The organism is Nitratireductor sp. J20-h4, from assembly GCF_056780505.1.
Map to the genome: position 1 here is coordinate 3,765,718 of NZ_CM165557.1, position 23,807 is coordinate 3,789,524.

At 65.3% G+C, this 23,807-nt stretch carries 27 protein-coding genes; 15 read left to right on the top strand and 12 right to left on the bottom strand.

The genetic code is table 11. The features are described 5' to 3' along the window. Window positions 1–29: 29 nt before the first annotated feature. Window positions 30–1,937: a propionyl-CoA synthetase gene (locus tag ACT2B0_RS18080; protein WP_481658420.1), complete on the bottom strand. Its 1,908-nt coding sequence runs from the start codon at window positions 1,935–1,937 to the stop codon at window positions 30–32. A 185-nt stretch (window positions 1,938–2,122) separates the two neighbouring features. Here ACT2B0_RS18080 and ACT2B0_RS18085 point away from each other — a divergent pair, with 185 nt between their 5' ends. Beyond that, window positions 2,123–2,284 (top strand): hypothetical protein, encoded by a 162-nt coding sequence (locus ACT2B0_RS18085; RefSeq protein WP_473459723.1) that lies wholly within the window; start codon window positions 2,123–2,125, stop codon window positions 2,282–2,284. On the opposite strand, the gene ACT2B0_RS18090 is transcribed toward ACT2B0_RS18085, so the two are convergent. From ACT2B0_RS18090 to tkt, 6 genes are all read right to left on the bottom strand, one after another. Then, entirely contained in the window at window positions 2,231–3,016 is a 786-nt protein-coding gene (locus ACT2B0_RS18090) for an SGNH/GDSL hydrolase family protein (RefSeq protein WP_473459724.1), read from the bottom strand. The two genes, ACT2B0_RS18085 and ACT2B0_RS18090, sit on opposite strands and share 54 nt — an antisense overlap. Window positions 3,017–3,152: 136 nt before the next feature. Next, window positions 3,153–4,064, bottom strand: coding sequence for a fructose bisphosphate aldolase (locus ACT2B0_RS18095; RefSeq protein WP_473459725.1), 912 nt, complete (start codon window positions 4,062–4,064; stop codon window positions 3,153–3,155). A gap of 182 nt (window positions 4,065–4,246) precedes the next feature. Continuing rightward, a complete protein-coding gene (locus ACT2B0_RS18100; protein WP_473459726.1) occupies window positions 4,247–5,449 on the bottom strand; it encodes a phosphoglycerate kinase in 1,203 nt (400 codons plus the stop codon). A gap of 73 nt (window positions 5,450–5,522) precedes the next feature. After that, window positions 5,523–7,418 carry a potassium/proton antiporter gene (locus tag ACT2B0_RS18105; RefSeq protein ID WP_473459727.1) on the bottom strand — a complete coding sequence of 632 codons (1,896 nt, stop codon included), beginning with the start codon at window positions 7,416–7,418 and terminating at the stop codon, window positions 5,523–5,525. 169 nt (window positions 7,419–7,587) lie between these two features. Beyond that, entirely contained in the window at window positions 7,588–8,598 is a 1,011-nt protein-coding gene (gene gap, locus ACT2B0_RS18110; RefSeq protein ID WP_473459728.1) for a type I glyceraldehyde-3-phosphate dehydrogenase, read from the bottom strand. Between the two features lie 191 nt (window positions 8,599–8,789). Beyond that, window positions 8,790–10,784: a transketolase gene (gene tkt / locus ACT2B0_RS18115; protein WP_473459729.1), complete on the bottom strand. Its 1,995-nt coding sequence runs from the start codon at window positions 10,782–10,784 to the stop codon at window positions 8,790–8,792. Between the two features lie 269 nt (window positions 10,785–11,053). On the opposite strand from tkt, the gene ACT2B0_RS18120 reads away from it, so the two are divergent. The 3 genes from ACT2B0_RS18120 to ACT2B0_RS18130 all read left to right on the top strand — a co-directional run bounded on the left by ACT2B0_RS18120 (window position 11,054) and on the right by ACT2B0_RS18130 (window position 12,168). Continuing rightward, window positions 11,054–11,326, top strand: coding sequence for a DUF4164 domain-containing protein (locus ACT2B0_RS18120; RefSeq protein WP_473466073.1), 273 nt, complete (start codon window positions 11,054–11,056; stop codon window positions 11,324–11,326). Between the two features lie 13 nt (window positions 11,327–11,339). Continuing rightward, complete coding sequence (locus ACT2B0_RS18125) at window positions 11,340–11,714, top strand: cell division protein ZapA (RefSeq protein ID WP_473459730.1); 375 nt, start codon at window positions 11,340–11,342, stop codon at window positions 11,712–11,714. Window positions 11,715–11,904: 190 nt separating this feature from the next. Then, window positions 11,905–12,168 carry a DUF2312 domain-containing protein gene (locus ACT2B0_RS18130; protein ID WP_106570110.1) on the top strand — a complete coding sequence of 88 codons (264 nt, stop codon included), beginning with the start codon at window positions 11,905–11,907 and terminating at the stop codon, window positions 12,166–12,168. A 173-nt stretch (window positions 12,169–12,341) separates the two neighbouring features. On the opposite strand, the gene ACT2B0_RS18135 is transcribed toward ACT2B0_RS18130, so the two are convergent. After that, the gene (locus tag ACT2B0_RS18135) at window positions 12,342–13,346 is read right to left on the bottom strand and encodes an NAD(P)H-quinone oxidoreductase (protein ID WP_473459731.1); all 1,005 of its coding nucleotides are present in this window, start codon (window positions 13,344–13,346) and stop codon (window positions 12,342–12,344) included. A gap of 99 nt (window positions 13,347–13,445) precedes the next feature. Between ACT2B0_RS18135 and ACT2B0_RS18140 the strand changes: the two genes are divergently transcribed. The 3 genes from ACT2B0_RS18140 (at window position 13,446) to ACT2B0_RS18150 (ending at window position 15,575) form a co-directional block, all read left to right on the top strand. Further along, window positions 13,446–13,637 carry a DUF1192 domain-containing protein gene (locus ACT2B0_RS18140; RefSeq protein WP_473459732.1) on the top strand — a complete coding sequence of 64 codons (192 nt, stop codon included), beginning with the start codon at window positions 13,446–13,448 and terminating at the stop codon, window positions 13,635–13,637. A gap of 135 nt (window positions 13,638–13,772) precedes the next feature. Then, window positions 13,773–15,116 carry an MFS transporter gene (locus tag ACT2B0_RS18145; protein WP_473459733.1) on the top strand — a complete coding sequence of 448 codons (1,344 nt, stop codon included), beginning with the start codon at window positions 13,773–13,775 and terminating at the stop codon, window positions 15,114–15,116. Window positions 15,117–15,311: 195 nt separating this feature from the next. Further along, the gene (locus ACT2B0_RS18150; RefSeq protein ID WP_473459734.1) at window positions 15,312–15,575 is read left to right on the top strand and encodes an ArsR/SmtB family transcription factor; all 264 of its coding nucleotides are present in this window, start codon (window positions 15,312–15,314) and stop codon (window positions 15,573–15,575) included. A gap of 59 nt (window positions 15,576–15,634) precedes the next feature. Here the strand turns inward: ACT2B0_RS18150 and ACT2B0_RS18155 are convergent, their stop codons facing one another. After that, complete coding sequence (locus ACT2B0_RS18155) at window positions 15,635–15,814, bottom strand: YdcH family protein (protein ID WP_473459735.1); 180 nt, start codon at window positions 15,812–15,814, stop codon at window positions 15,635–15,637. A 218-nt stretch (window positions 15,815–16,032) separates the two neighbouring features. Between ACT2B0_RS18155 and ACT2B0_RS18160 the strand changes: the two genes are divergently transcribed. From ACT2B0_RS18160 to ACT2B0_RS18185, 6 genes are all read left to right on the top strand, one after another. Continuing rightward, the gene (locus ACT2B0_RS18160; RefSeq protein ID WP_473459736.1) at window positions 16,033–16,236 is read left to right on the top strand and encodes a YdcH family protein; all 204 of its coding nucleotides are present in this window, start codon (window positions 16,033–16,035) and stop codon (window positions 16,234–16,236) included. Between the two features lie 136 nt (window positions 16,237–16,372). Next, complete coding sequence (purE, locus tag ACT2B0_RS18165) at window positions 16,373–16,837, top strand: 5-(carboxyamino)imidazole ribonucleotide mutase (RefSeq protein ID WP_473466075.1); 465 nt, start codon at window positions 16,373–16,375, stop codon at window positions 16,835–16,837. Beyond that, window positions 16,834–17,925, top strand: a complete 1,092-nt coding sequence (locus ACT2B0_RS18170; RefSeq protein WP_473459737.1) for a 5-(carboxyamino)imidazole ribonucleotide synthase — start codon at window positions 16,834–16,836, stop codon at window positions 17,923–17,925. Before purE ends, ACT2B0_RS18170 begins: the two co-directional genes overlap by 4 nt. A 104-nt stretch (window positions 17,926–18,029) precedes the next feature. Then, complete coding sequence (gene ykgO / locus ACT2B0_RS18175; RefSeq protein WP_156711340.1) at window positions 18,030–18,155, top strand: type B 50S ribosomal protein L36; 126 nt, start codon at window positions 18,030–18,032, stop codon at window positions 18,153–18,155. A 165-nt stretch (window positions 18,156–18,320) separates the two neighbouring features. Then, a complete protein-coding gene (locus ACT2B0_RS18180) occupies window positions 18,321–18,905 on the top strand; it encodes a tetratricopeptide repeat protein (protein WP_473459738.1) in 585 nt (194 codons plus the stop codon). Between the two features lie 70 nt (window positions 18,906–18,975). After that, window positions 18,976–20,040 carry an alpha/beta fold hydrolase gene (locus ACT2B0_RS18185; protein ID WP_473459739.1) on the top strand — a complete coding sequence of 355 codons (1,065 nt, stop codon included), beginning with the start codon at window positions 18,976–18,978 and terminating at the stop codon, window positions 20,038–20,040. Window positions 20,041–20,064: 24 nt separating this feature from the next. Here ACT2B0_RS18185 and pyk read toward each other — a convergent pair whose 3' ends face one another. Both pyk and ACT2B0_RS18195 read right to left on the bottom strand, forming a co-directional pair. After that, window positions 20,065–21,501, bottom strand: a complete 1,437-nt coding sequence (gene pyk / locus ACT2B0_RS18190; RefSeq protein WP_473459740.1) for a pyruvate kinase — start codon at window positions 21,499–21,501, stop codon at window positions 20,065–20,067. Further along, window positions 21,498–21,941, bottom strand: coding sequence for a DUF1036 domain-containing protein (locus ACT2B0_RS18195; protein WP_473466078.1), 444 nt, complete (start codon window positions 21,939–21,941; stop codon window positions 21,498–21,500). The genes pyk and ACT2B0_RS18195 overlap by 4 nt, the downstream gene beginning before the upstream one ends. Before the next feature lie 283 nt (window positions 21,942–22,224). On the opposite strand from ACT2B0_RS18195, the gene ACT2B0_RS18200 reads away from it, so the two are divergent. Together ACT2B0_RS18200 and ACT2B0_RS18205 are read left to right on the top strand one after the other, a co-directional pair. Then, complete coding sequence (locus ACT2B0_RS18200; protein WP_473459741.1) at window positions 22,225–23,040, top strand: N-formylglutamate amidohydrolase; 816 nt, start codon at window positions 22,225–22,227, stop codon at window positions 23,038–23,040. After that, on the top strand, window positions 23,037–23,345 hold the full coding sequence (locus ACT2B0_RS18205) for a DUF1244 domain-containing protein (RefSeq protein ID WP_473459742.1): 309 nt from the start codon (window positions 23,037–23,039) through the stop codon (window positions 23,343–23,345). The genes ACT2B0_RS18200 and ACT2B0_RS18205 overlap by 4 nt, the downstream gene beginning before the upstream one ends. Here the strand turns inward: ACT2B0_RS18205 and ACT2B0_RS18210 are convergent. Beyond that, window positions 23,342–23,755, bottom strand: a complete 414-nt coding sequence (locus tag ACT2B0_RS18210; protein WP_473459743.1) for a GNAT family N-acetyltransferase — start codon at window positions 23,753–23,755, stop codon at window positions 23,342–23,344. The genes ACT2B0_RS18205 and ACT2B0_RS18210 overlap by 4 nt on opposite strands. Window positions 23,756–23,807: the final 52 nt, after the last annotated feature.

Below are 23,807 nucleotides of genomic sequence, written 5' to 3' on the forward strand. Positions count from 1 at the left end.
CAGAGGGCCGGCGCGGGCTGAAATCGTGATCAGACACCGATACCGTGCGCGTTGAGCGCGACGGTGATTTCGTCGAGGATCGCCGGATCGTCGATCGTGGCCGGCATCGCCCAGGCCTGCCTGTCGGCGATCTTCTGCATCGTGCCGCGCAGGATCTTGCCCGAACGCGTCTTCGGCAATCGCTTGACCACGACTACCGATTTGAAGGCGGCAACCGGTCCGATCCTGTCGCGCACCAGGCTGACGACCTCGCTTTCGATATCGCCCGCCCCGCGCGCGACACCGGCGTTGAGAACGACGAAGCCGCACGGCACCTGGCCCTTCATCGCATCCGCGATGCCGATCACCGCGCATTCGGCGACATCGGGATGTTCGGCCACAACCTCCTCCATGCCGCCGGTCGACAGCCGATGGCCGGCGACATTGATGATGTCGTCGGTGCGCGCCATGATGAACAGATAGCCGTCCTCGTCGATATAGCCGGCATCGGCCGTCTTGTAGTAACCGGGAAACTCGTCGAGATAGGCGCTGCGGAAACGGTCGTCCGCGTTCCACAGCGTCGGCAGGCAACCGGGCGGCAGCGGCAGCTTGACCACCACGTTGCCGAGCGTGCCGGTTTCCACCTCATGTCCGGCATCGTCGAGCACGCGCATGTCGTAGCCCGGCATCGGCACGGCCGGCGAGCCGTACTTGACCGGCAATTGCCCCAGACCCACCGGATTGTTGGAGATCGGAGCCCCGGTCTCCGTCTGCCACCAATGGTCGATCACCGGAACGCCAAGTTTCTGCTCGGCCCATTTGATGGTTTCGGGATCGGCACGCTCGCCGGCCAAGAACAAGGTACGGAATTTCGACAGATCGTATTTGCCGACATGTTCGCCCTTCGGGTCCTGCCCCTTGATCGCCCTGAAGGCGGTCGGCGCGGTGAACAGCGCCACGACGCCGTGCTCGGCGATAACGCGCCAGAACGTGCCGGCGTCGGGCGTGCCGACGGGCTTGCCTTCGAAGAGCACCGTCGTGCAGCCATGCAGGAGCGGCGCATAGACGATGTAGGAATGACCGACCACCCAGCCGACATCCGAGGCCGCCCAGAACACCTCGCCCGGCTCGATGCCGTATTCATGGCCCATCGACCATTCCAGCATGACCATGTGGCCGCCATTGTCGCGCACCACCCCCTTGGGCTGGCCGGTCGTGCCGGACGTGTAGAGCACATAGAGCGGATCGGTTGCCGCCAGTTCGACGCAGGGTACGGTGCGCCCCGATGTCTTGGCCGCGGCGACCTCGGCGGTGAAATCGACATCGCGCCCTTCGACAAGCTCGCAACCCTGCTCGGGCCGCTGCAGCACAATGCAGCGCGCAACCTTGTGGCGCGCCATCGCGATCGCCCCGTCGAGCAGCGGCTTGTAGGCCACGATGCGTCCCGGCTCGATACCGCAGGAGGCCGAAACGATCAGCTTCGGCTTCGAATCCTCGATACGGGTCGCCAGCTCCTTGGCTGCAAAGCCGCCGAACACCACGGAATGGACGGCGCCCAACCGCGCGCAGGCGAGCATGGCGAAAACCGCCTCCGGCACCATCGGCATATAGATGATGACGCGGTCACCCTTGCCCACGCCCTGGTCGGCGATAACGGCGGCAAGCGCCTCCACCTCGGCCTTCAGTTCGCCATAGGTGAAGGTTTTTTTCCGACCGGTGATCGGGCTGTCATAGATCAGCGCGGCCTGGTCGGCTCGCTCACCGGCCACGTGCCGGTCGACGGCGTTGTAACAGGTGTTGCAGGTGGCATCCGGGAACCACTGGCCATAGACGCCGGCCTCGGCGTCGAAAATCCTGTCCGGCGGCGAAAACCAGTCGATCGCCGCGGCCGCCGCCGCCCAGAACGCCTCCGGGTCCCGTTGCCACAATTCGTAGACCGCCTGATAGCGCGAAGCCATTGTTCACCTCCCGATCGAGCCACGCCCGTTTGCCCTCATTTAGCCGCCCCTCGCCGCACGCGTCCATTTGACTATGATCTAACACCGAGCGGTAGCGCCATGATGGCGCGGGCTTTGACATGCTGCCTTGATGCTGGTCAAAGGTCGAGACGAGCGCCGCACCGACAGCGCGTCGCGGAGGTCCGATGACCAAAATCCTGTCGCTGATGATCCTCTTGATGATGGTGGTTCAGCTCATCAAGCCGCTCGGCCTGCCCGGCCTGCGCCATCGCCGCGATTTCTGGAAGCTGGCGCTACTGGCGCTGGCCGCGATCTCGCTCACCGTCGCGCTGAGCCATGGCCGCTAAAGCTACGATTTCCGTATCGTCGAGCACGATCAGCGGCAGGAGATGGTCGGCCCAGGCCTGATATCCCGCCACCGAGGCGTGGAACCCGTCATGCGAGAATCCGGCTGCCGGATCGACGACCGGTAGCCGCGCGGCCGGCACCGCGCCGCGCTCCAGACACAATCTCGCTCCAATGCGATTGATCGCGCGCGCCCGTATTTCCAGAATACGCCCGAGCAATGCCGGCAAGGCGGGCACCCGCGTCATGTCGATCACCGGCGACCAGACGATGCGCGCCCGCGGCCATTTCGCCCTGACGGCGTAGAGAAGGCCGCCGAACTCCTTCTTGAAGCGCGAGACGGAATGAAAATTCTTGGTGTCGTTGGTGCCCACCGAGAGCACGATATGGGTCCAAGGCTCGGCCGCCATATTGGGCACGACATGGTCGCGCAGCTGACCCGAGGTCGCGGAATTGAAGCCGGCCGCGCGCCAGGCGACCGGCCGGCCGGCGTCGCGGTTGAGTGCGTGAGCCAGCCGCGAGGCCAGCCCCTTCTCGCTGTCGTCGATGCCGACCGAAGCCGCCGAGGAATCCCCGAGCACCAGAAGCCGTACCGGCTCGCCGCGCCCGGTCAAGGTATGCAGTACGGGCCCCTCGGGCGGCAGAAGGCGGGGTGCGCGCCGCCTGACCGCCAGCCCTTGCCAGACATAAATTGGAAAGGCGAGCCAGGAAAGCAGGGGCAGCAAACGTGACATGGCGTGGGTCCGTTGGGTCTCGCATCCCGAATAGTGCGCCGCGGCCAAAAGAAAAAGCCCGAACGCTGTCGTCCGGGCTTTTCAGGCGCTTACCCTTGTGATTGGAAACCCAGCCTGTGCCCTGCCCCGCGGAACGTCAGGTGCTGCGCGACGCCTCAAAGATGCTGTCGATCGCCGAAGCCAGCGCCGCGTCGAACTCGGCGTCGCTCTGGCGTGCGGAAAGCCCCTCCGTCAGGGCGCGCGAGAAACTTGCGATCATGCCCTTGTTCTGCGCCAGCTTTTCATTCGCCTCCGCGCGCGAATACCCGCCGGACAGCGCCACCACGCGCATGACGCGCGGATCGTCGATCAGCGGCTTGTAGAGGTTCGCCGTCGTCGGCAGCGTCAGCTTGAGCATGACCTGCTTGCCCGCCGGCACGCCGTCGAGATGCTTTTGGATTTCCGACAGCAGAATCTCTTCCGCTTGCGCCTTATCCGAGATCGAGATCGTGACCTCAGGCTCGATGATCGGCACCAGCCCATGGTCGAGGATCTGCCTGGCGACCTCGAACTGCTGGGCAACGATCGCCGCGATACCCTTGGCATTGGCCGCGTCGATCACCGACCGCATCTTGGTGCCGAAGACGCCCTTGGCGACAGCGCGTTCCAAAAGCGCGTCGAGATCCGGCATCGGCTTCATCAGCTTGACGCCGTCCTGCGCATCGGCAAGGCCCTTGTCGACCTTCAGGAACGGAACGACGCTGCGCTTTTCCCAGAGATACTGAGCGGTCGGCGTGCCGTCGATGTCGCGGTCCATCGTTTGCTCGAACAGGATCGCGCCCATCACCTTGTCGCCGGTAAAGGCGGGCGACTTGATGATTCTGGCGCGCATCTGGTGAATGAGGTCGAACATTTCCGCCTCGTCCGACCAAGCCCCCTCATCGATGCCGTAGAGCTTGAGCGCCTTCGGCGTGGAGCCGCCCGACTGATCGAGCGCCGCGATGAAGCCGTCTTTGTTCTCGGCCTGCGCGGCCATGGCCTGCACGTTGTCTTTCAGACGCTCACTCATTATCCGGCCTCATCCTGTCTCTTCAACTGGATTGGCGCTCTATCAGAGCGGGCGCGGAAACGGAACTGTGCCGCCATCGCTTTGAATCGATTGAAAGAATTTCAATCGGTTTAGCCCACCGGCATTTTGCCTCAGCCTTAACGCACCGTCGAACCGGCCGCCGCACCCGTCCTGGCGGCGGGTCAACCGCGCTTCTTGAGCGCGTCCACCCCTGGCAGGGCTTTGCCTTCCATCCATTCCAGGAAGGCGCCGCCGGCGGTCGAGACGTAGGTGAAGGCGTCGGCCACCCCGGCATGGTTGAGGGCCGCAACCGTATCGCCGCCACCGGCCACCGAGATCAGCCGACCGTCGACGGTCTGCGCCGCGGCGAATTTGGCGGCCGCCACGGTGGCGGCGTCGAACGGCGCGATCTCAAACGCGCCCAGCGGTCCGTTCCACACCAGCGTCGCAGCACGGTCGATGCGGTCGGTCACCGTCTCGACCGTCTTCGGACCGACATCGAGGATCATCGCATCGGCCGGCACCGAATCGATAGCGACAGTTTCGTTGTCCGCGCCCGCCTTGAATTCGCGCGCCACCACCGCGTCGACCGGCAACACGATCGCGCAGCCCGCCGAAGCGGCTTCGGTCATGATCTGCTTGGCCGTTTGGGCAAGGTCGTGTTCACACAAGGATTTACCGACCTGCGTGCCCCGCGCCGCCAAAAACGTGTTGGCCATGCCGCCGCCGATTACCAGCACGTCGACCTTGCCGACCAGGTTCATCAGCAGGTCGATCTTGGTCGAAACCTTGGCCCCGCCGACGATCGCCGCCACCGGCCGGGCGGGATCGCCGAGTCCCTTTTCGAGCGCAACCAGCTCCGCCTGCATCGTTCGCCCGGCATAGGCCGGCAAGACATGCGCAAGCCCCTCCGTGGAAGCGTGGGCGCGGTGCGCGGCCGAAAAGGCATCGTTGACGAAGAGATCGCCGTTTTCAGCCAGCGCCGCAACGAAATCAGGTTCGTTGGCCTCTTCTCCCTTGTGAAAACGGGTGTTTTCCAGGATCAGGATGTCGCCGGCGGCCATCGCGTTCACCGCTGCCGCCGCAACCGGGCCGATGCAGTCGGCCGCGAAATGAACCCGACGGTCCAGCACCGCCTCGGTCGCGGTCGCGATCGGCGCAAGCGACAGGGCCGGATCCGGACCGTTCTTCGGCCGGCCGAAATGCGCCAGCAAAATCACCTTCGCGCCCCGGTCCGACAGTTCGGCAATGGTCGGCGCAACGCGCTCGATACGCGTGACGTCGCCCACCTTGCCGTCTTTCGTCGGCACGTTGAGATCGACGCGTACGAGCACCCGCTTGCCTGAAACGTCGCCGATATCATCGAGTGTCTTGAAAGCCGGCATCGCCGCAAATCTCCCGTCAGAAATCGCGCCGGACCATAACGATTGCCGGCCCGGGCGCAAGTCGCCCTCCGCCTTATTGCGGCAAAACCATCTGCGATGGATCGTCGTCGTTGTCGGACTTGTGCGGCGGCGGCTTGTCAGCGGCCCGCAGCCGCTTTTCGCGCCGTCGCTCGCGCCACGATTTGAACGCTTCCAGCGCGCGGTCGCGAATCTCGCCCGCGCTCAGGAAGACCGGAATTTTCGGCGCCTCCTGATGCGGCTCAAAGGACAGCCCGACCTCGGCGATCCGTGCCTTGTCGTCGACATCGCGCACGATCAGTTCGACCGGGCCGATCGTGACCCGGTCGGCATATTCGGCCTTGCCGCCGAGACGCTCCGTCATCAACTCCACGATCGGTTTTGCCGCGTCGGCTTCCGACAGGCCGAGCCCGTAGGCGGCGTCGAGATCGGCGGCGGGACGGGTCGCGTCGATGGCGAAGGCGCCGAAGAAGTCCGCATCCTCCGGGTCGAGTTCGGCCCGGCTCGCAAACAGCCGGTCGAGCAGCCGCGGATAACGGTCGGAGACGAAGATGTAGACGTGATCTTCGGCCTCCAGCCTGCCTGCATATTGATAGGTCATCGATCGCCCGTCGCGCACCACCAGCGACGGGCGCGCCCAGCGCGGTATGCGTACGCCGGTCGCCACCGGACTGCCGGCAACGACGCGATAGGCGAGCAGTTCGTGATGGGCGGCGCCAGGCAGCTCAAGTTCAACCTTGTCGAGCGGCCCGATGCGCGGCGGCACCACAAGGCCGAGCCGGCGCGCCAGTGGCCCGATCGTCCAGCCCTGCACGATCAGCGAGACCAGTACGATGATGAACGCAGCGTTGAAGATGACGCCCCCGACGGCGAGATTCTCCAGCAGCGGCGTCAGCGCGAGCAGGATGGAGACCGCGCCGCGCAGGCCCACCCAGGACACGAAGGCCGTCTCGGCGCGGGTGAAGCGGAACGGCGCCAGGCACAGCCACACCGCGATCGGGCGGGCCACGAAGATCAGGAACAGGCCGAGCGCGACCGCAGGCAACGCGATCGCGGGGAATTGTGACGGCGTTGCGAAAAGGCCGAGCACCAGAAACATGATGATCTGCGCCAGCCAGGTGAGCCCATCCTGGAACTGCTTGAGATGCGCGGCCGAACGCACGCCGGAATTGCCGGCGATCAGTCCGGCGACATAGACGGCCAGGAATCCCGAACCGCCGACCGCGCCGGCCAGGCCGAACAAAAGCAGCGACAAGGTGATGGTGAAGATCGGCAGCAGGCCGCGATCGAGTTTCAGCCACTCCACCAGCCGCGCGATCACAAAGCCGCCGCTGACGCCGGCGGCGAGGCCGAGCCCCATCTGGATGGCGAACCCGGTCAGGATATCGACCAACAGCACCTCGGCCTTCGGATCGCTGCCGGTGGCGATCAGCGTGACGAAGGTGATGGTCAGGAAGATGGCGATCGGGTCGTTCGAGCCCGATTCGACCTCCAGCGTCGAGCGGACCCGGTCGCGGATGTTGAGATTGCCGGCCCTGAGCAGAAAAAACACCGCCGCGGCGTCGGTCGAGGCCACGGCCGCGCCGAGCAGGAAGGATTCCATCCAGCCGAGCCCGGTGAGATATCGCGCCGCGACGCCGAAAAGCGCCGTTGTCAGCGCGACGCCGAGCGTGGCCAGCGACAGCGCCGGGCCGGCCGCCTGGCGAAACGAGGCCAGCCGGGTGCCGAAGCCAGAATCGAACAGGATAACCGCCAGCGCAAGCGAGCCGACGAAATAGGCTACCGGAGCATTGCTAAAGGCGATCCCGAGACCGTCGACACCGGCGACGAGACCGATCCCCAGAAACAGAAGCAGCAGTGGCGCGCCGAAACGGAAGGCGATGAGGCTGGAAAAGGCGGCGGCGAGGATCAGCGCCGTACCGACCAGAACCACCACATAAATGCCTTCCATACGCCCGCTCCGCTCGACCTCCCGGATAGCCTCGACGCATAGAGTGCGGCGAAGGCGGGGAAGGACGCAAGCCGCAAGTCGCTTTTTTCAAGGCAAGCGAACGAATTACGCAAAAAAACGCCCGGGCAAGCCCGGGCGCCCTATCGGCATGTCTGGTGCGACGGCGCGCTCAGGCCATGGTTTTGGCGAGCGCGACCGTGGTGTCGGCCATGCGGTTGGAGAAACCCCACTCATTGTCGTACCACGACATCACGCGCACCAGGTTGCCCTCGACGACCTTGGTCTGGTCGAGCGCGAAAGTGGACGAAGCGGGATTGTGGTTGAGGTCGATCGAGACCAGCGGCTCGTTGGTATAGGCGAGAATGCCCTTCAACGGCCCGTCCGCCGCCGCGACCAGCGCCTGGTTGACTTCATCGACGGTGACATCGCGCTTGGGAACGAACTTGAAGTCGATCACCGACACGTTCGGCGTCGGCACGCGGATCGACACGCCGTCAAGCTTGCCCTTGAGTTCGGGCAGCACCAGCCCGACGGCTTTGGCCGCGCCGGTCGATGTCGGGATCATCGACACTGCCGCGGCGCGCGCGCGATAGAGATCCTTGTGCATCGTGTCGAGCGTCGGCTGGTCGCCCGTATAGGCGTGCACCGTGGTCATGAAACCTTTTTCGATGCCGAAAGCGTCGTTGAGCACCTTGGCCACCGGCGCCAGACAATTGGTGGTGCACGAGGCGTTGGAGATGACGATGTGGTCCTTGGTCAGCTTGTCGTGATTGACGCCGTAGACCACGGTCAGGTCGGCGCCGTCGGCGGGTGCCGAAACCACGACCCGCTTCGCGCCGGCCGTCAGATGCGCCGAAGCCTTCTCCTTGGACGTGAAAATGCCCGTGCATTCGAGCACGATGTCGACGCCGAGCTCCTTCCAGGGCAGTTTCGACGGGTCGCGTTCCGACGTCACCTTGAAGCTGTCGCTGCCGACCGAGATCGTGTCGCCGGAAACCTTCACCTCGGAGGGAAAGCGCCCGTGCACGCTGTCGTAGCGCAAAAGATGGGCGTTGGTCTCCACCGGCCCGAGATCGTTCACGGCCACGATGTCGATGTCCTTGCGACCCGATTCGTAGACAGCCCGGACGATGTTCCGGCCGATGCGGCCAAATCCGTTGATGGCGACTTTTACGGTCATCGATATTTCCTTCAGGAGCTCTTGCGCGGAGGCACGCCGGTGATCGTTCGAACGCCGCCGGCCCGGCCGGCGCGCAGCGATGGCGCCCAAGGCCCGCGGACGAGGCGCTTCATAGCCCTGGCAAGGCAAAGAATCCAGCCGCAACCTGATCTGGACCGGTGGATTCAGCCTTGCTGCCGCGCCGGCGTGGCTCAGTTCCGGCCGGCGAGACGCGCTTCCACGGCCTCCACCACCGCTTCGGCGGTGATGCCGAAATGTCTGTAGAGCTGCTCGTAGGGAGCGCTGGCGCCAAAACCGTCCATCCCGATGAAGATGCCGTCGGACCCGATCAGCCGGTCCCAGCTCTGGCGCACACCAGCCTCGATCGCCACCTTCACCGCCGCCGATCCCACGATCGCGGCGTGATATTCCGCGCTCTGCATGGCAAAGCGTTCCATCGACGGCACCGACACGACACGCGCGGGATGCCCCTTTGCTTCGAGCAGGCGTTGTGCGGCAAGCGCGATCTCGACTTCCGATCCGGTGGCAAACAGCGTCACGACCTCGTCGTCGCTGGCCGGCGCCAGATCGTAAGCGCCGAAGCGGCAGAGATTTTCCTCCGAGTGGTTGGTGCGCACCGCCGGCAGGTTCTGGCGCGTCAGGGCGAGGATGGAAGGGGCCTTGCCGTCTTCGAGCGCCAATTGCCAGCACTCCGCGGTTTCGACCGCATCTGCGGGCCGGTAGACGCGCAGATTGGGAATTGTCCTGAGTGCCGACAGGTGCTCGACCGGTTGATGGGTCGGCCCGTCTTCGCCGAGCCCGATCGAATCATGCGTCATCACGTAGATGACACGCTGGCCCATCAGCGCCGACAGCCTGATCGCAGGGCGGCAATAGTCGGTGAAGACGAGAAACGTGCCGCCATAGGGAATGATCCCGCCGTGCAGCGCCATGCCGTTCATCGCCGCCGCCATGCCGTGTTCGCGGATGCCGTAATAGACATAGCGACCAGAGTAGTCGCCCGGCGCGATCGGCCCGGTCTGGCTGGTCTTGGTGTTGTTCGATCCGGTGAGGTCGGCCGAGCCGCCGATCGTTTCCGGCAGCGCCGCATTGATGATCTCGAGCGCCATCTCGGAGGATTTCCGGGTCGCGACCTTCGGCTTGTCCTTGGCGAGCGCCTTCTTGTAGTCGGCGATCGCCGCTTCGAAACCGCCCGGCAGCTCGCCGCGCATGCGCCGTTCGAACTCGCTGCGGATCTCGGCTTCGGTTTCGGTCAACCGGCCTTCCCACTCCTTGCGTTCCTTGACCGAACGAAGTCCGGCCAGACGCCACATGTCGAGAATGTCGGACGGCACCTCGAAGGGTGCCGCGTCCCAGCCAAGAGCGGCGCGCGCGCCGGCGATTTCTTCGGCGCCGAGCGGCGAACCGTGCGCCTTGCTGGTGCCGGCCCGGTTCGGCGCGCCGAAGCCGATCGTCGTCTTGCAGGCGATCATGCTCGGCCGCTCCGAGGCCCGTGCCGCCTCGATCGCCTTGGCGATCGCGTCCGGATCGTGGCCGTCGCAACGCTGCGTGTGCCAGCCCGACGCCTCGAAGCGGGCGCATTGGTCGGTCGAATCCGAAAGCGACACGGCGCCGTCGATCGAAATGCCGTTGTCGTCGAAGAACACGATCAGCTTGCCGAGCTGGAGATGGCCGGCCAGCGAGATCGCCTCCTGGCTGATGCCCTCCATCAGGCAGCCGTCGCCGGCCAGAACATAGGTGTGATGGTCGACCAGCGCATCGCCGAACCGCGCATTGAGGATGCGCTCGGCCAGCGCCATGCCGACCGCGTTGGCCAGTCCCTGGCCGAGCGGGCCGGTGGTGGTCTCGATGCCGGCGGCATGACCGAATTCCGGGTGCCCCGCCGTCTTCGAGCCGAGTTGGCGGAAATTCTTGATCTCGTCGATGGTGATGTCTTCGTAGCCGGTCAGGTAAAGCAGCGAATAAAGCAGCATCGAGCCGTGACCGGCCGAGAGCACGAAACGGTCGCGGTCGGGCCAGTCGGGACGATGCGGATCGTGCTTGAGAAACTTCTTGTACAGAACCGTCGCGATGTCGGCGGCGCCCATCGGCAGGCCCGGATGACCGGAATTCGCTTTCTCGACCGCATCGGCGGACAAGAACCGGATCGCATTTGCCATACGGTCGTGTTTATCGCGTGAAGACATGTTTGCTCTCTAGGTCGTGAAGCCGCCGTGCAACGAAGCGGAAAAATCCCCGAAATCCGCGCCTTGTGAAAGGCAGGCTCCACATAGCAGGTGACCACCTGGAGTCAATAAAGCCGCCAGCGCCCCTCCGACCAAAGCGGATTTCGCGCATTTGCGACCATTAGCTGGGGAGGCCGGCCGCTGCTTGTTGACGCAACATTCACGCGCCGTCTAATCTTTCGCGGATAAGGCGTTAGGAAACCGCCTTGATTCGGGATTATCCCAAGGGAATGACCGGCGAAGCCACATTGAAAGAGGTTCTGGCGCGTCTCGCGAAGGCGATGGATGCGCTTGAAAACGCCGCCGCGGCCCGCCTCGAACAGGACCAGGACTATGCCGAGGCAGAAGCCGAGGTTCAGCGCATGAATGCCGACCGCTCGCGCCTGGCCCAGGAGCTCGACGCATCGGAAGCGCGCGCCGAACGCCTGGCGGACGCCAACAAGGAGGTGTCGCGGCGCCTCGTCACGGCGATGGAAACGATCCGCGCCGTGCTTGACCGATAACGGATGACGACAAATGGCGCAGGTCACCGTCACGATTGATGGAAAATCCTACCGGATGGCCTGCGACGAGGGCCAGGAGGAGCATCTGGTCGAACTCGCCGGCCGCTTCGACCGTTATATCGGCCACCTGAGGGGCTCGTTCGGCGAAATCGGCGATCACCGGCTCGCCGTCATGGCCGGCATCATGGTGATGGACGAGCTTTCCGAACTGCAGCGCCGCATGAAGGGGCTGGAGAGCGAGGTCGGCACCTTGCGCAAGACGCGCGACGACGCCCTGGTCAAGGCCGACAAGAACGACGCCGCACTGATCGGCACGCTCGGCGAACTGGCCGAACGCATTGAGGCGCTGTCGGCGCGACTGTCCGTCAAGACCAAAGCCGACGGGTAGTTTCACGCACGCTTTTGACGGTCCCGTCATCTCGCCGGGTTTTCACGTCTCGCGCGATATCGATTGCATGGTCGGCGTGATGGTTGCAACGCGACAGACCGCTTGACCCGGCCCCCGGGCTGGGGCATCCACGCGCTCGACCAGCGCCGGCATCCCGGCGGCGCGTTTGCGAATCGTTGCGGAGATCGACATGGCCGACGACATCACCGAGCCCACCACCGAAACCGTCGCAGCCGGCCAGTTGCGGGCCTTCATCGAGCGCATCGAGCGCCTGGAAGAAGAAAAAAAGACCATCGCCGACGACATCAAGGAAGTCTATGCCGAGATGAAGGGCACGGGCTTCGATACCAAGGCGGTGCGCACGCTGGTGCGGCTGCGCAAGCAGGATCAGGCCGAGCGCCAGGAAGCCGAAGCGATCCTCGACCTCTACAAGGCTGCCCTGGGCATGGCATGAGCCGTTGCGGGCGCCGGCGCGTCAGCGCCGCCCCGCACTTCGACCGATAGACGACACCAACATGCCGGCCCTGACGAGGGTTGGCGTCGTTTCGACGAGGCGCCGTCTGCTTCTCGCCTTTGCCTCGATCCGGCGTTCTTCGGCCTTCGGGAACCTCGGTGAGCGATCGCGTGCTATTCCACGTCGAGCACGATCTTGCCGATATGCTGTCCCTCCTCCATCCGCTCGTGCGCGCGCCAGGCGTCGCGCAGCGGAAAGATCATGTCCATGACCGGGGCGACCCGCCTTTCGGCCAGAAGCGGCCACACCCGGCGTTCCAGCGCCGCCGCGATCGCGCCTTTGAAGTCCGCCGTTCTCGGCCGCAGGGTCGATCCGGTATGAACCAGGCGCTTGAGCATCAGCTTGGAGAAATCCGCGCTGGCGACAGCACCGTTCAGGAAGGCGATCTGTACGATGCGGCCGTCGACCGCTGCCGCCTGATAGTTGCGCCCGATATAGTCGCCGCCGACCATGTCGAGAATCACGTCGACCCCCTTGGCCTGCGTCGCCTCGGCGACGACGGCGACGAAATCCTCGTTGCGATAGTTGACGGCGCGATCCGCACCCAGTTCCAGGCAGGCCGCGCATTTTTCGTCCGACCCGGCCGTGGCGATCACATAGGCGCCGAATGCCGAGGCGAGCTGGATCGCGGTGGTGCCGATTCCCGACGAGCCGCCATGGACCAGGAAGCGCTCGCCCTCCTTCAACCCGCCGCGCTCGAAGACATTGTGCCAGACGGTAAAGAAGGTTTCCGGCAGGGCCGCCGCTTCCGTGAGCGTGAAACCGTGCGGCACCGGCAAGGCATTGCTGGCCGGTACGACGCAATATTGCGCATAACCGCCGCCGGGCGCCAGCGCGCAGACCGGATCGCCCACCGACCAGCGGCGCGCGCCCTCGCCGAGCGCGGCCACCTCCCCAGCCACCTCCAGACCCGGCAGATCCGAAGCACCCGGCGGCGGCGGATAGGCGCCCTTGCGTTGCAGGACGTCGGGTCGGTTCACGCCCGCCGCGCGAACCCTGATCAGGATTTCGCCAGCACCCGGCCGCGGCACCGCGCGTTTTTCCGGTTTCAGCACCATCGGCCCGCCGGGCTCGGTGATGGCGATTGCCGTCATGGTTTCGGGGATCTTGCTCGACATGTCCAATATCGCCTCCTGCCGGAACGCGCGGCGCGAATTGATTCTCCACCGCCCGCGAATGTATCCTCCAATCGCCGCCCGGCCAATCAGGAGGAGACGATGATCTTCGCGGACGACGAACCGAAAAAGGCGCGCCCACACGTAATCGGACAGGATGTGTCGCTGCTGTCGGAGCACGAACTGGCCGAGCGCGTCGAAATGTTGCGCGCCGAAATCGCGCGGCTCGAAGCCGAGATGGCGGCACGGGGCACGACCAAGGCCGCGGCCGAAGCGCTTTTCCGACGCGGCTGAGGCCGGCCGGAACCCACCGGACGAATGCGCGAACCGCCCCCCGAGATTGCCAGACTGGATCGCTGATCCGGACCGCAATTCCGCCGCAATCATCCGTGTTCAAGCGACACTCGCCAGCCCTTCGTGGAGCCCGCCATGTTTGCCAGTTTCGGACCGATACTCGCCCTGCTCGGCGGCACCGCCTTTCTGCTGATCGGCTCGGGGCTACACGGCCTGCTGCTGCCGCTGCGCGGCCAGATGGAGGGATTCTCCACCGCATCGCTCGGCCTGCTCGGCACCGCCTGGGCGGGCGGCTTCGTCGCCGGCTGCGTCATCGCCCCGCATCTGGTGCGCCGTGTCGGCCATATACGCTCATTCGGCGCCTTTGCCGCCACCGGCGCCATCGTCGCGCTTCTGACCGGACTGGTGGTGCAGGAATATTTCTGGATCTTCCTGCGCGTGTTCACCGGCTTCGCCATGGCCGGCGCCTTCATGGTCATCGAAAGCTGGCTCAACGAGCGCGCCACCAACGAAAACCGCGGCACGGTGTTCGGCCTCTATATGATGGTCACCTACGCGTCGCTGATGGCCGGCCAGATGATGCTGGCCAGCGGAACGGTCGCCACGCCGACCTTTTTCATGATCACCGGCATCTTTTTCTGCCTGGCCCTGATCCCCACGACCGTTTCGGCCCAGGCGAGCCCGCGGCCCCTCCACAATGTCTCCCTCGACCTGAAGGGGCTCTATCGCAATTCACCGGTCGCCTTCGCAGGCTGCCTGCTGATCGGCGTCGCCAACGGCGCCTGGGGCACGCTCGGTGCCGTTTACGGCGCGCGTATCGGCATTTCCACAGCCGAAATCGCACTGATGATGAGTATCGCGGTGATCGCCGGCGCCGCACTGCAGATGCCGGCCGGGCGACTGTCGGACCGCACCGACCGCCGCTTCGTGCTGGCCGGCGCGTCCGGCGGGGCGGCCGTGATCGGCCTGGCGATCTTTCTGCTGGCCGCGCGCTCCGGAACGGTCGTGATCGCGCTCACCGCCGCTTACGGCGCTCTCGCGTACACGCTCTATTCGATCGCCGTCGCGCACGCCAACGACCACGCCGATGCCGAGGATTTCGTCAAGGTGTCGGGTGGACTGCTGCTGCTCTACGGTTTCGGCACCATGATCGGACCGGTTCTGGGCGCCGTGTTGATGGCGGCCTGGCGTCCCGAAAGCCTGTTTATTGCCACCGGCCTCGCCCACCTGGCGCTCGCCGGCTACACGATGCTGCGCGTCAGCCGCCGCGCACCGATCCCTGTCGAGGAGCGCGAGACCTTCACCTCGCATCCCTCCGAGCGCGCGCTGACCCCGGAAGGACTGCATCTCGATCCGCGCAGCGAAGCAGGCGCGGAAGCGGAAGCGGAAGCGGAAGCGGAAGCGGAAGCGGAAGCGGAAGCGGAAGCGGAAGCGGAAGCGGAAAAGGCGCTGGAAGCGGCGTCCGTGTCAAACGCGTAGACCGGCGCGCCGAACGGAGCCCCGACATGCGATCGGAAACGATGGTGGTTCGTGCAAGGACGCGGCGCGGAGATGCGGACGCCGCGACACCGCGTCACAGGGCGGAGCGCATCGCGATCCAGTGGGCTGCCGTCCGGACGCCGCCTGACAAAAAACGCTTCCCACTCTTTTCCCCGATGCTCTACCATGACCGCAATGAGCACACCCGACGCCTTTGCCGCGATCGCTGATCCGAACCGGCGCCATCTGCTGGAAGAACTGCGCCGCGGCCCCAAGACCGTCAATGAACTGGCCGCCGGACTGCCGATTTCACGACCTGCCGTCTCCCAGCATCTGAAAATCCTGCTCGATGCCGGATTGGTCGTGTTCGAAGCCACGGGAACGAAACGCGTCTATGCCGTCGACAATAACGGTTTCCTCAGGCTCAACCTGTGGCCCGATCAGTTCTGGGAAGGATAGAGGGTCGCCGGGGATGGGCTACGGGCCTGTAGCTCAAACCGGCCCGCAGCACGCCATGGTCAGTGCCTGGTCGGCGGCAATTCCATCTTTTCGATTTCGTCCTTCAGCGCCAGTTTTCTGCGCTTCAGCCTGTTGATTTCAAGGTCGTCGACCGACGGATGGGCCAGGGCCTCGTCGATCTTGCGTTCGAGTTCTCCATGCTTGCGCCGCAATTCCTCAAGATGGGATGCTAGAGACATGTGTATCGTTCCCTTTCATCTGGTCCTCGAAGCGTCCGTCACGAACCCTTTCTCCGCGATTCGTGACGGTGCCATGGCAGTGTGCCACCTGATTGCCGACAAGTCGAATGCCGGGTAGTAGCATTTTCTGAACGGGCGAGATGTGCTATGTGCAACAGGCGATGCGGCGCCCGTCGGGCTCGCCGGAAAGGCGGGAATTCAGCGCCGGGGAACCTTTGATGCAAGACCAGGACCAAGCCGAAATTCGTCTCGAATTTGCGCGCTTGAAGCAGGAACACGCTGACTTCGACGCTGCCATACAAGCGATGATCTCCACGGGCTGCGACCCCTTGCAGGTGCAGCGCATGAAAAAGAAGAAACTGTCGCTCAAGGATCGCCTGCGCGAACTGGAAGACAGCATCATTCCCGACATCATCGCCTGACCCGCGCAGACAGGCAGCCGGAGCCTGCATCGTAGCCCGTCGCTTGCGACGACCGGACGTTTCGGCTATGGCGCCTCTTGCCTCCTTCACACGGGACCAGCCCTTGCAAAGCCCCGCTCGCGACGTCGCCATCATCATGGGAAGCCAGTCGGACTGGCCGACCATGCGCCATGCCGCCGATACATTGGCAACGCTCGATATCGGCCACGATGCGCTGATCGTCTCGGCGCATCGCACGCCGGAGCGGCTTTACGAGTTCGCCCGCACGGCGCGCGACAAGGGATACCGCGTCGTCATCGCCGGCGCCGGCGGCGCGGCCCACCTGCCCGGCATGACCGCATCGATGACGCCGCTGCCGGTCTTCGGCGTGCCGATTGAATCGAAAGCGCTTTCGGGCCGGGATTCGCTGCTTTCCATCGTCCAGATGCCGGCCGGCATACCGGTCGGAACGCTGGCGATCGGCCGCGCCGGCGCCGTCAACGCCGCTCTGTTGGCAGCTGCCGTGCTTGCCCTTGGCGATGCCGCCCTCGCGGCCAGGCTCGACCGCTATCGCAAGCAGCAGAGCGATCAGGTCGCGGCACGTCCCGCCGACGACGCATGACCACGCCGCTCGCCCCGGGCGCGACCATCGGCATTATCGGTGGCGGCCAGCTCGGTCGCATGCTCGCGGCAGCCGCCGCGCGACTGGGTTACAAGACGGTGATCCTCGACCCGCAGCCCGGATGCCCGGCCGCGCAACTGGCATCAAGCCAGATCGTCGGCGCCTATGACGACCCGACCGCGCTCGCCGCGCTCGCCGACAGCGCCGACGTCGTGACTTACGAATTCGAGAACGTGCCCGTCGCGGCCGCGAGATCGCTGGCCGAGCGGCTTGACGTGCTGCCGCCGCCCAAGGCGCTGGAGGTCGCCCAAGACCGGCTGACGGAAAAAACCTTCCTCAACGACGCCGGCATATCCACAGCCCGCCATTTCGCTGTGGACAGTGACGCCGATCTCGCCGACGCGCTCGACGTGCTTGGCGGAAGCGGCGTGCTCAAGACGCGGCGCCTGGGCTACGACGGCAAGGGCCAACGGGTGCTGCGCGGCGTCGCCGCCAAAGAGTGCCGGGGCATGGTCGCGGCGATGGGCGACGTTCCCCTGATCCTGGAGGAACTCGTCGATTTCAGCTTCGAATTCTCCATCATCGCGGCGCGCGGTGCCGACGGAACCGCGCATGCCTACGACCCCGCCCGCAACGAACACCGCGACGGCATTCTGCGCCGTTCCCTGGTTCCGGCCGGCATCGAACCGGCAACCCTCGCCGGCGCGCGCGCCGGCGCTTTTGCACTTATGGAGGCTCTCGGTTACGTCGGCGTCATCGGCGTCGAGTTCTTCGCGCGCGCCGACGGCGGCTTCCTCGTCAATGAGTTCGCGCCGCGCGTCCACAATTCCGGCCACTGGACCGACGCCGCCTGCGCCGTCTCCCAGTTCGAACAGCACATTCGAGCCGTGGCCGGCCTGCCGCTCGGCGATCCCCGGCGCCACTCGAACGCGGTGATGGAAAACCTGATCGGAACCGAAATCAACGACGCGGCCGGCATCATGCGCCAGCCGGGCGCGGTGCTGACGCTTTACGGCAAGGCCGAAACGCGGCAAGGCCGCAAGATGGGTCATGTCACCCGACTAGCACCGCTGTCGGCCAAAGGTTGACACGCCGCCGCCGGATCGTTTATGGACCGCCCGAGTTTACGGCGCGCCTTCCTGGCGCGCCTTTCACGTTGGGCCCACTCGGGTCGGCATGACGGACCGGAACAATGAAGATCAAGAATTCGCTCAAGGCGTTGAAATCCCGTCACCGCGACAACCGGATGGTTCGCCGCAAGGGCCGGATTTACATCATCAACAAGTCCAATCCGCGCTTCAAGGCGCGTCAGGGCTGAGGCCGAGGCATCGAACCGGAAGGGCGCAAGCCGGCTTTCGGACAGATGCCCCGTCGCGACGGACCCGGCGCAGTGCGCCGCGGCCGTCGGTCTCCGTGGCGCGCCGTGACCTCATCACGGTATTTTCAGTTTGACGTTCCGCCGCCGAGAGCTAGATTCTCGGCCATGCGGAACGTTTTTCGATTCCTTCGACCCCTTTTCCTGGGCGCCATATTGCTGCTCGTCGTCCCGGCCGCGGCGACTGAGCCTGAGCCCGCGCCGCTCGATAAGGCCTCGCGGCTCGACACGCTGTTTTTTGACCTTAAGCGCGAACGCAACGAAAAGGCCGCCGAACGCATCGCCCAGCGCATCTGGGACGAATGGATGAAATCGGGCAGCGCCACGGTGGATCTTCTGCTTCAATGGTCGAGCGAGGCGACGCGCAAGCAGGATTTCGCCGTCGCACTCGATTTCCTCGACCAGATCGTCACGCTCGAGCCCGGCTATGCCGAAGGCTGGAACAGGCGGGCGACCGTCCACTACATGATGGACAGCTATTCCAAATCGATGGCCGATATCGAGCGCACCCTCAATCTGGAGCCACGCCATTTCGGCGCCCTGTCCGGCATGGGCGCGATCCTCAAGGCGACCGGGCGCAAGAAACTCGCGCTGCGCGCCTATGAACGCGTGCTGGCGATCTACCCGATGATGCGCAACGCCCAGAACGAGGTCGTCACCTTGACCGAAGACCTGGCCGGCGAAGGCATTTGACCGACGCCCGGCCTTGCCCGCCCCCGCCGACAAGGCAATCCCTCCACACCAGTGGTGAACCCTGCCAGCGATGAACCTCGTCTACGCGTTCTGCGCCTTCCTGCTTGCCCTTGTTCTGGTCGCCGCCGGCGTCACGCGCATCGGCGTATGGATGACGGAGAGAAAAAATCCGCCGTCGGGAAGCTTCGCCACCGTTAACGACACCCGCATGCATTTCGTCCATGTGCCCGCCGCCGATGCATCGCTCCCGCCGGTGGTTTTTATCCACGGCGCCAGTGGCAATCTGCGTGACACGATGCTGCCCCTGCGCGGGCTTCTGGAGGGGCGGGCCGAGATGCTGTTCGTCGACCGCCCCGGTCACGGCTGGTCGGCGCGCGGGCCGGCGGAAAACGCCACGCCGGCCGGCCAGGCGAAAACCATCGCGGCGCTGATGGACCAGCTCGGGTTCGGCAGGGCGATCGTGGTCGGCCATTCCTTCGGCGGCGCGGTTGCCGCCACCTTCGCCCTCGATCATCCGCGAAAGACGGCCGGGCTGGTGTTTCTGGCGGCGGTGTCGCATCCATGGCCCGGCGCCGGAACCGCCTGGTATTACGAACTGACCGCCACCCCGCTGATCGGCTATTTGTTTTCCGAAACGCTCGCGCTTCCGGGCGGCGTCCTGCGCATGACGGCCGCGACCGCCTGCGTTTTCGCCCCCAATCGCGTCCCGGACGACTATGCCCAAAAGGCCGGCATCGGTCTTGTCCTGCGGCCGGCTACCTTTCGCGCCAATGCGCAGGATGTCGCCGGCCTTTACGACTATGTCACGCGGGTGGCCCCCCGCTACGGCGAGATCGATACTCCGACCGTGGTGATCTCGGGCAGGCGCGACACCGTCGTCTTCGAGGAGATCCATTCCGTCGGGCTTGCGCGCGACATTCCCGGCGCGGAGGCGGTGTGGATCGACAATCTCGGTCACAAACCGGACTGGACCGCGCCCGATCTCACCGTGGCGGCGATCGAAACCGTCGCCGGCCTCAACCGCGACCTCGCCGCGGTCGCGCGCCAGGTCGAAGCCCGCATCGCCGGCGACGCGTTCGGCCCGATCGAGAATTGTCCCGACGAAAAACCGTCTACGAGCGCCGCATCCCGGTAAGAGACGAACGCCTGCCCGTGCGGATCAGATGCCGCTCAGCCCGTCCGAGCCGATATAGGCGATCCTGAGCATATTGGTGGCGCCCGGCGTCCTAAGCGGCACGCCGGCGGTGACGATGATACGGTCGCCGGGGCGGCAGAAGCCTTCGGAAAAGGCGATCCGGCAGGCGCGGTCGACCATGTCGTCGAGATCGGTCGCGTCCGGCGTGACCACGCAATGCGTGCCCCACACGAGCGACAGGCGACGTGCCGTCTCGACCACCGGCGACAGCGCGATGATCGGCACTTGCGGCCGCTCGCGCGCCGCGCGCAGACCCGTCGTGCCCGACGAGGTGTAGCACACGATCGCCGACAGTTTCAGCGTTTCGGCAATCTGGCGCGCGGCCAGCGAGATCGCATCCGCGCCGGTGGCTTCCGGCTCGGCGCGCTGGGCATGGACAATGCCGGCATAGGTCGGATCCTTCTCGACCTGTTCGGCGATCGCGTTCATCATGCCCACCGCCTCGACGGGATAGTCGCCGGCCGCCGATTCGGCCGAAAGCATGATGGCGTCCGCGCCCTCGAAGACCGCGGTGGCGACGTCCGACACTTCCGCCCGGGTCGGTGCCGGGGCTGAAATCATCGATTCCAGCATTTGCGTGGCGACCACCACCGGCTTGCCGGCGCGCCGCGCGGCGCGGGTGAGCTGCTTCTGGATGCCGGGCACCGCCTCGATCGGCATTTCCACGCCGAGATCGCCGCGCGCCACCATCAGCGCGTCCGAAAGCTCGATAATCTCGGAAAGCCGCGCCACCGCTTGCGGTTTTTCGATCTTCGACATCAGTGCCGCGCGTCCCCGCGCCACCTTGCGCACCTCGGCCAGATCCTCCGGTCGCTGGATGAAGGACAGCGCGATCCAGTCGACGCCCGCGTGAAGCACGGCGTCGAGGTCGCGGCGATCCTTGTCGGTCAGCGCTCCAACGGGCAGGTCGGTGTCGGGCAGGCTGACCCCCTTGCGGTCGGATATCTTCGTGCCGGCGACAACTTCGGCCTTGATCGCGGTCCCCGTCGTGCCGACCGCCTTGAGCTGCAACCTCCCGTCATCGATCAGCAGCCTGTCGCCCTTCTTGACGGAGCGCAGGATTTCCGGATGCGGCAGCTCGACACGGCTCGAATCGCCCGGCTCGGGATTGTCGTCGAAGGTGAAGGTCTGGCCGACTTCCAGCTCGACCGCGCCGTCGGCGAACTTGCCAACCCGCAATTTCGGTCCCTGCAGGTCCGCCAGAATGCCGATCGGCCGGCCGACCGCCTTTTCGACCGTCCGGATACGCTCCACGAGCGTGCGCATCAGCGGATGGTCGGCATGGCTCATATTGATGCGGAAGACATCGGCACCCGCTTCATAGAGCTTGCGGATCATGGCCTCTTCGGACGAGGCCGGCCCGAGTGTCGCGAGGATCCGGACCTTACGGCTGCGTTTCATTGATTTCCCGTTCCCGTGACGGCGGCCGTCCCGTCGGTTGCCGGTTCGTCGGTGAGCTGGACCATCCAGCTCGCCTGCTGACCTGTATCATATTCCTGGAACCCGGCCCGCTGGAAACCGCGCGGGATGCAGTCGCGCACACCGACGATTTTGAATTCCTTGTCGGCGATGCACATGTTGACCGGCCCGTCCCAGCGCCCGCCGCGTTCGGCATCTTCCGCATAAAGATAATAGTACCGTGACGACAGGCGGCCCTCGATCAGCGTCTTGCAGGTCGAACCCTCGATATGCCACCAGCCCTCGGTGATCCAGCCCGCGCTGGCGCGATAGCCGATGGCCACGCCGACGAGGTTCTGCGTAGCGTTACAGACGCGGAAATCGGCTCTGGCCGACTGCGTGGTGCCCGCGAGAAAAAGGAAAACCAGAACGGGGAGCGACACGCTGACGCAGCGGACTGCAGATCGAACGCCTGCAAAATCCATAACGCTGTCCCTCACCCGTGAACGAAACATGGTCCGTTCCTCCTTTTCGGAAAACTGCAGGCCCGTGTCAACGCGGCCCCGCCGCGATTGCCCGATCCGCGGCCGCACGATCGCCTTTGGCATCAGCCACAACAGTGTCGAAACAACGGCATTGCCATCCGCCATCGGTCGTGAAAGGACATGCACCGCCTCTTCCATTCGGTCAATCGGACAGGTTCCTGCTTTTCGGTTTGCTACGCCCATGACCCGCACCGCCCTCTTTTCCCCTGTCGAGATCGTGGACGGCGCCCGCGAGCGCGGTATCGTCCTGATCGGCGACCACGCCCGCAACGCGGTGCCTGACGAATATGGAAATCTCGGTCTTCCCGCCGCCGAATTCGAACGCCACATCGCCTACGATATCGGCGTGGAATGGGTGACGCGGCGCCTTGCCGCCCTGATCGGAGCGCCGGCCGTTCTGGCCGGATTCTCGCGGCTGCTGATCGACCCCAATCGCGGCGAGGACGACCCGACACTGATTCGCCAGCTCTATGACGGCACCGTCATAACCGGCAATTATCCGATCAGCGCGCAAGAACGCGCGCGCCGGCTCGACCGGTTCTACCGTCCCTACCACGACGCCGTCGCGGCCATGACGGCCTCGGTCGCCGCGGCGAGCGGCCGGGCGCCGTTCATCATCTCCATCCATTCCTTTACTCCCGCCATGCAGGGTCGGCGCCGGCCCTGGCATGTCGGCATTTTGTGGGACAGCGACGACCGCGCGGTCAAACCGGTACTGGAGGCGCTGCGCGCCGATCCCGACCTCGTGGTGGGCGACAACGAGCCTTACGACGGCGCGTTGCGCGGCGACACCATGTTCCGCCATGCAATCGTCAACGGCTACGCCCATATACTGATAGAGCTGCGCCAGGACCTGATCGCGACCGAGGTCGGCGCGGCGCGCTGGGCCGAGCGGCTGGCGCCGATCCTTGACGCGGTCGATCGCCGGGACGATATCCATCAGGTGAAACAGTTCGGTTCGCGAACCGGTCCGGCCTCACAGGGAGCGAGCACATGAAAAAATTGACGCCGGAACAGCAGCGCGATTTCGAGGCCGCCGCATTCCGTAGCTTGCGCGATCATCTGCGCGCGCGGCCCGACGTGCAGAATATCGACCTGATGAACCTGGCCGGATTCTGCCGCAACTGCCTGTCCAACTGGTACCGAGACGCGGCCGAGGCCGATGGCGTCACGCTGTCGAAGGAGGACGCACGCGAGATCGTCTACGGCATGCCCTACGAGGAATGGCGCGCAAAACACCAGACCGAGGCTTCCGCCGACCAGAAGGCCGCTTTCGAGAAAAGCCACCCGCGGCACGGTTAGAGGTCAAGTACCAGGCACGGCAGGAAACGGCCGGGGATCGAGCCGGAGGGCGACCGGCCGGCGTCGCGCGCGCCATATTTGCGGTAGAAGGCTGCCGCATCGGGGTCGGCCTCGATGACCATGCGCAGGGCGCCGCCGTGCCGGCACGTCGCCACCGCCCATTCCAAAAGCATGCCTCCCACGCCGCAGCCCATCGCCTCGGGAACGACGAACAGTTTTTCCAGGCTGGCCTCGTCATCGGCCAGCGCGATCTCGGCCACGCCGACGATCGCGCCGTCGCGCTGGGCGACCCGCAGCCGGCCCCGGTCGAGATCGGCCTCCGCCAGCGTGAGTTCCGCGCGGCAGGCCTCCATGAACGCCCGGTCATAGCCCCAATGCGCCTTGGATCGCAGGCACACGGTCGTCAGCAAGCCGGCCTCGCCCGGTCGCGGCGGCCGCAAGGTCACCGCGGAGGCCGACCCG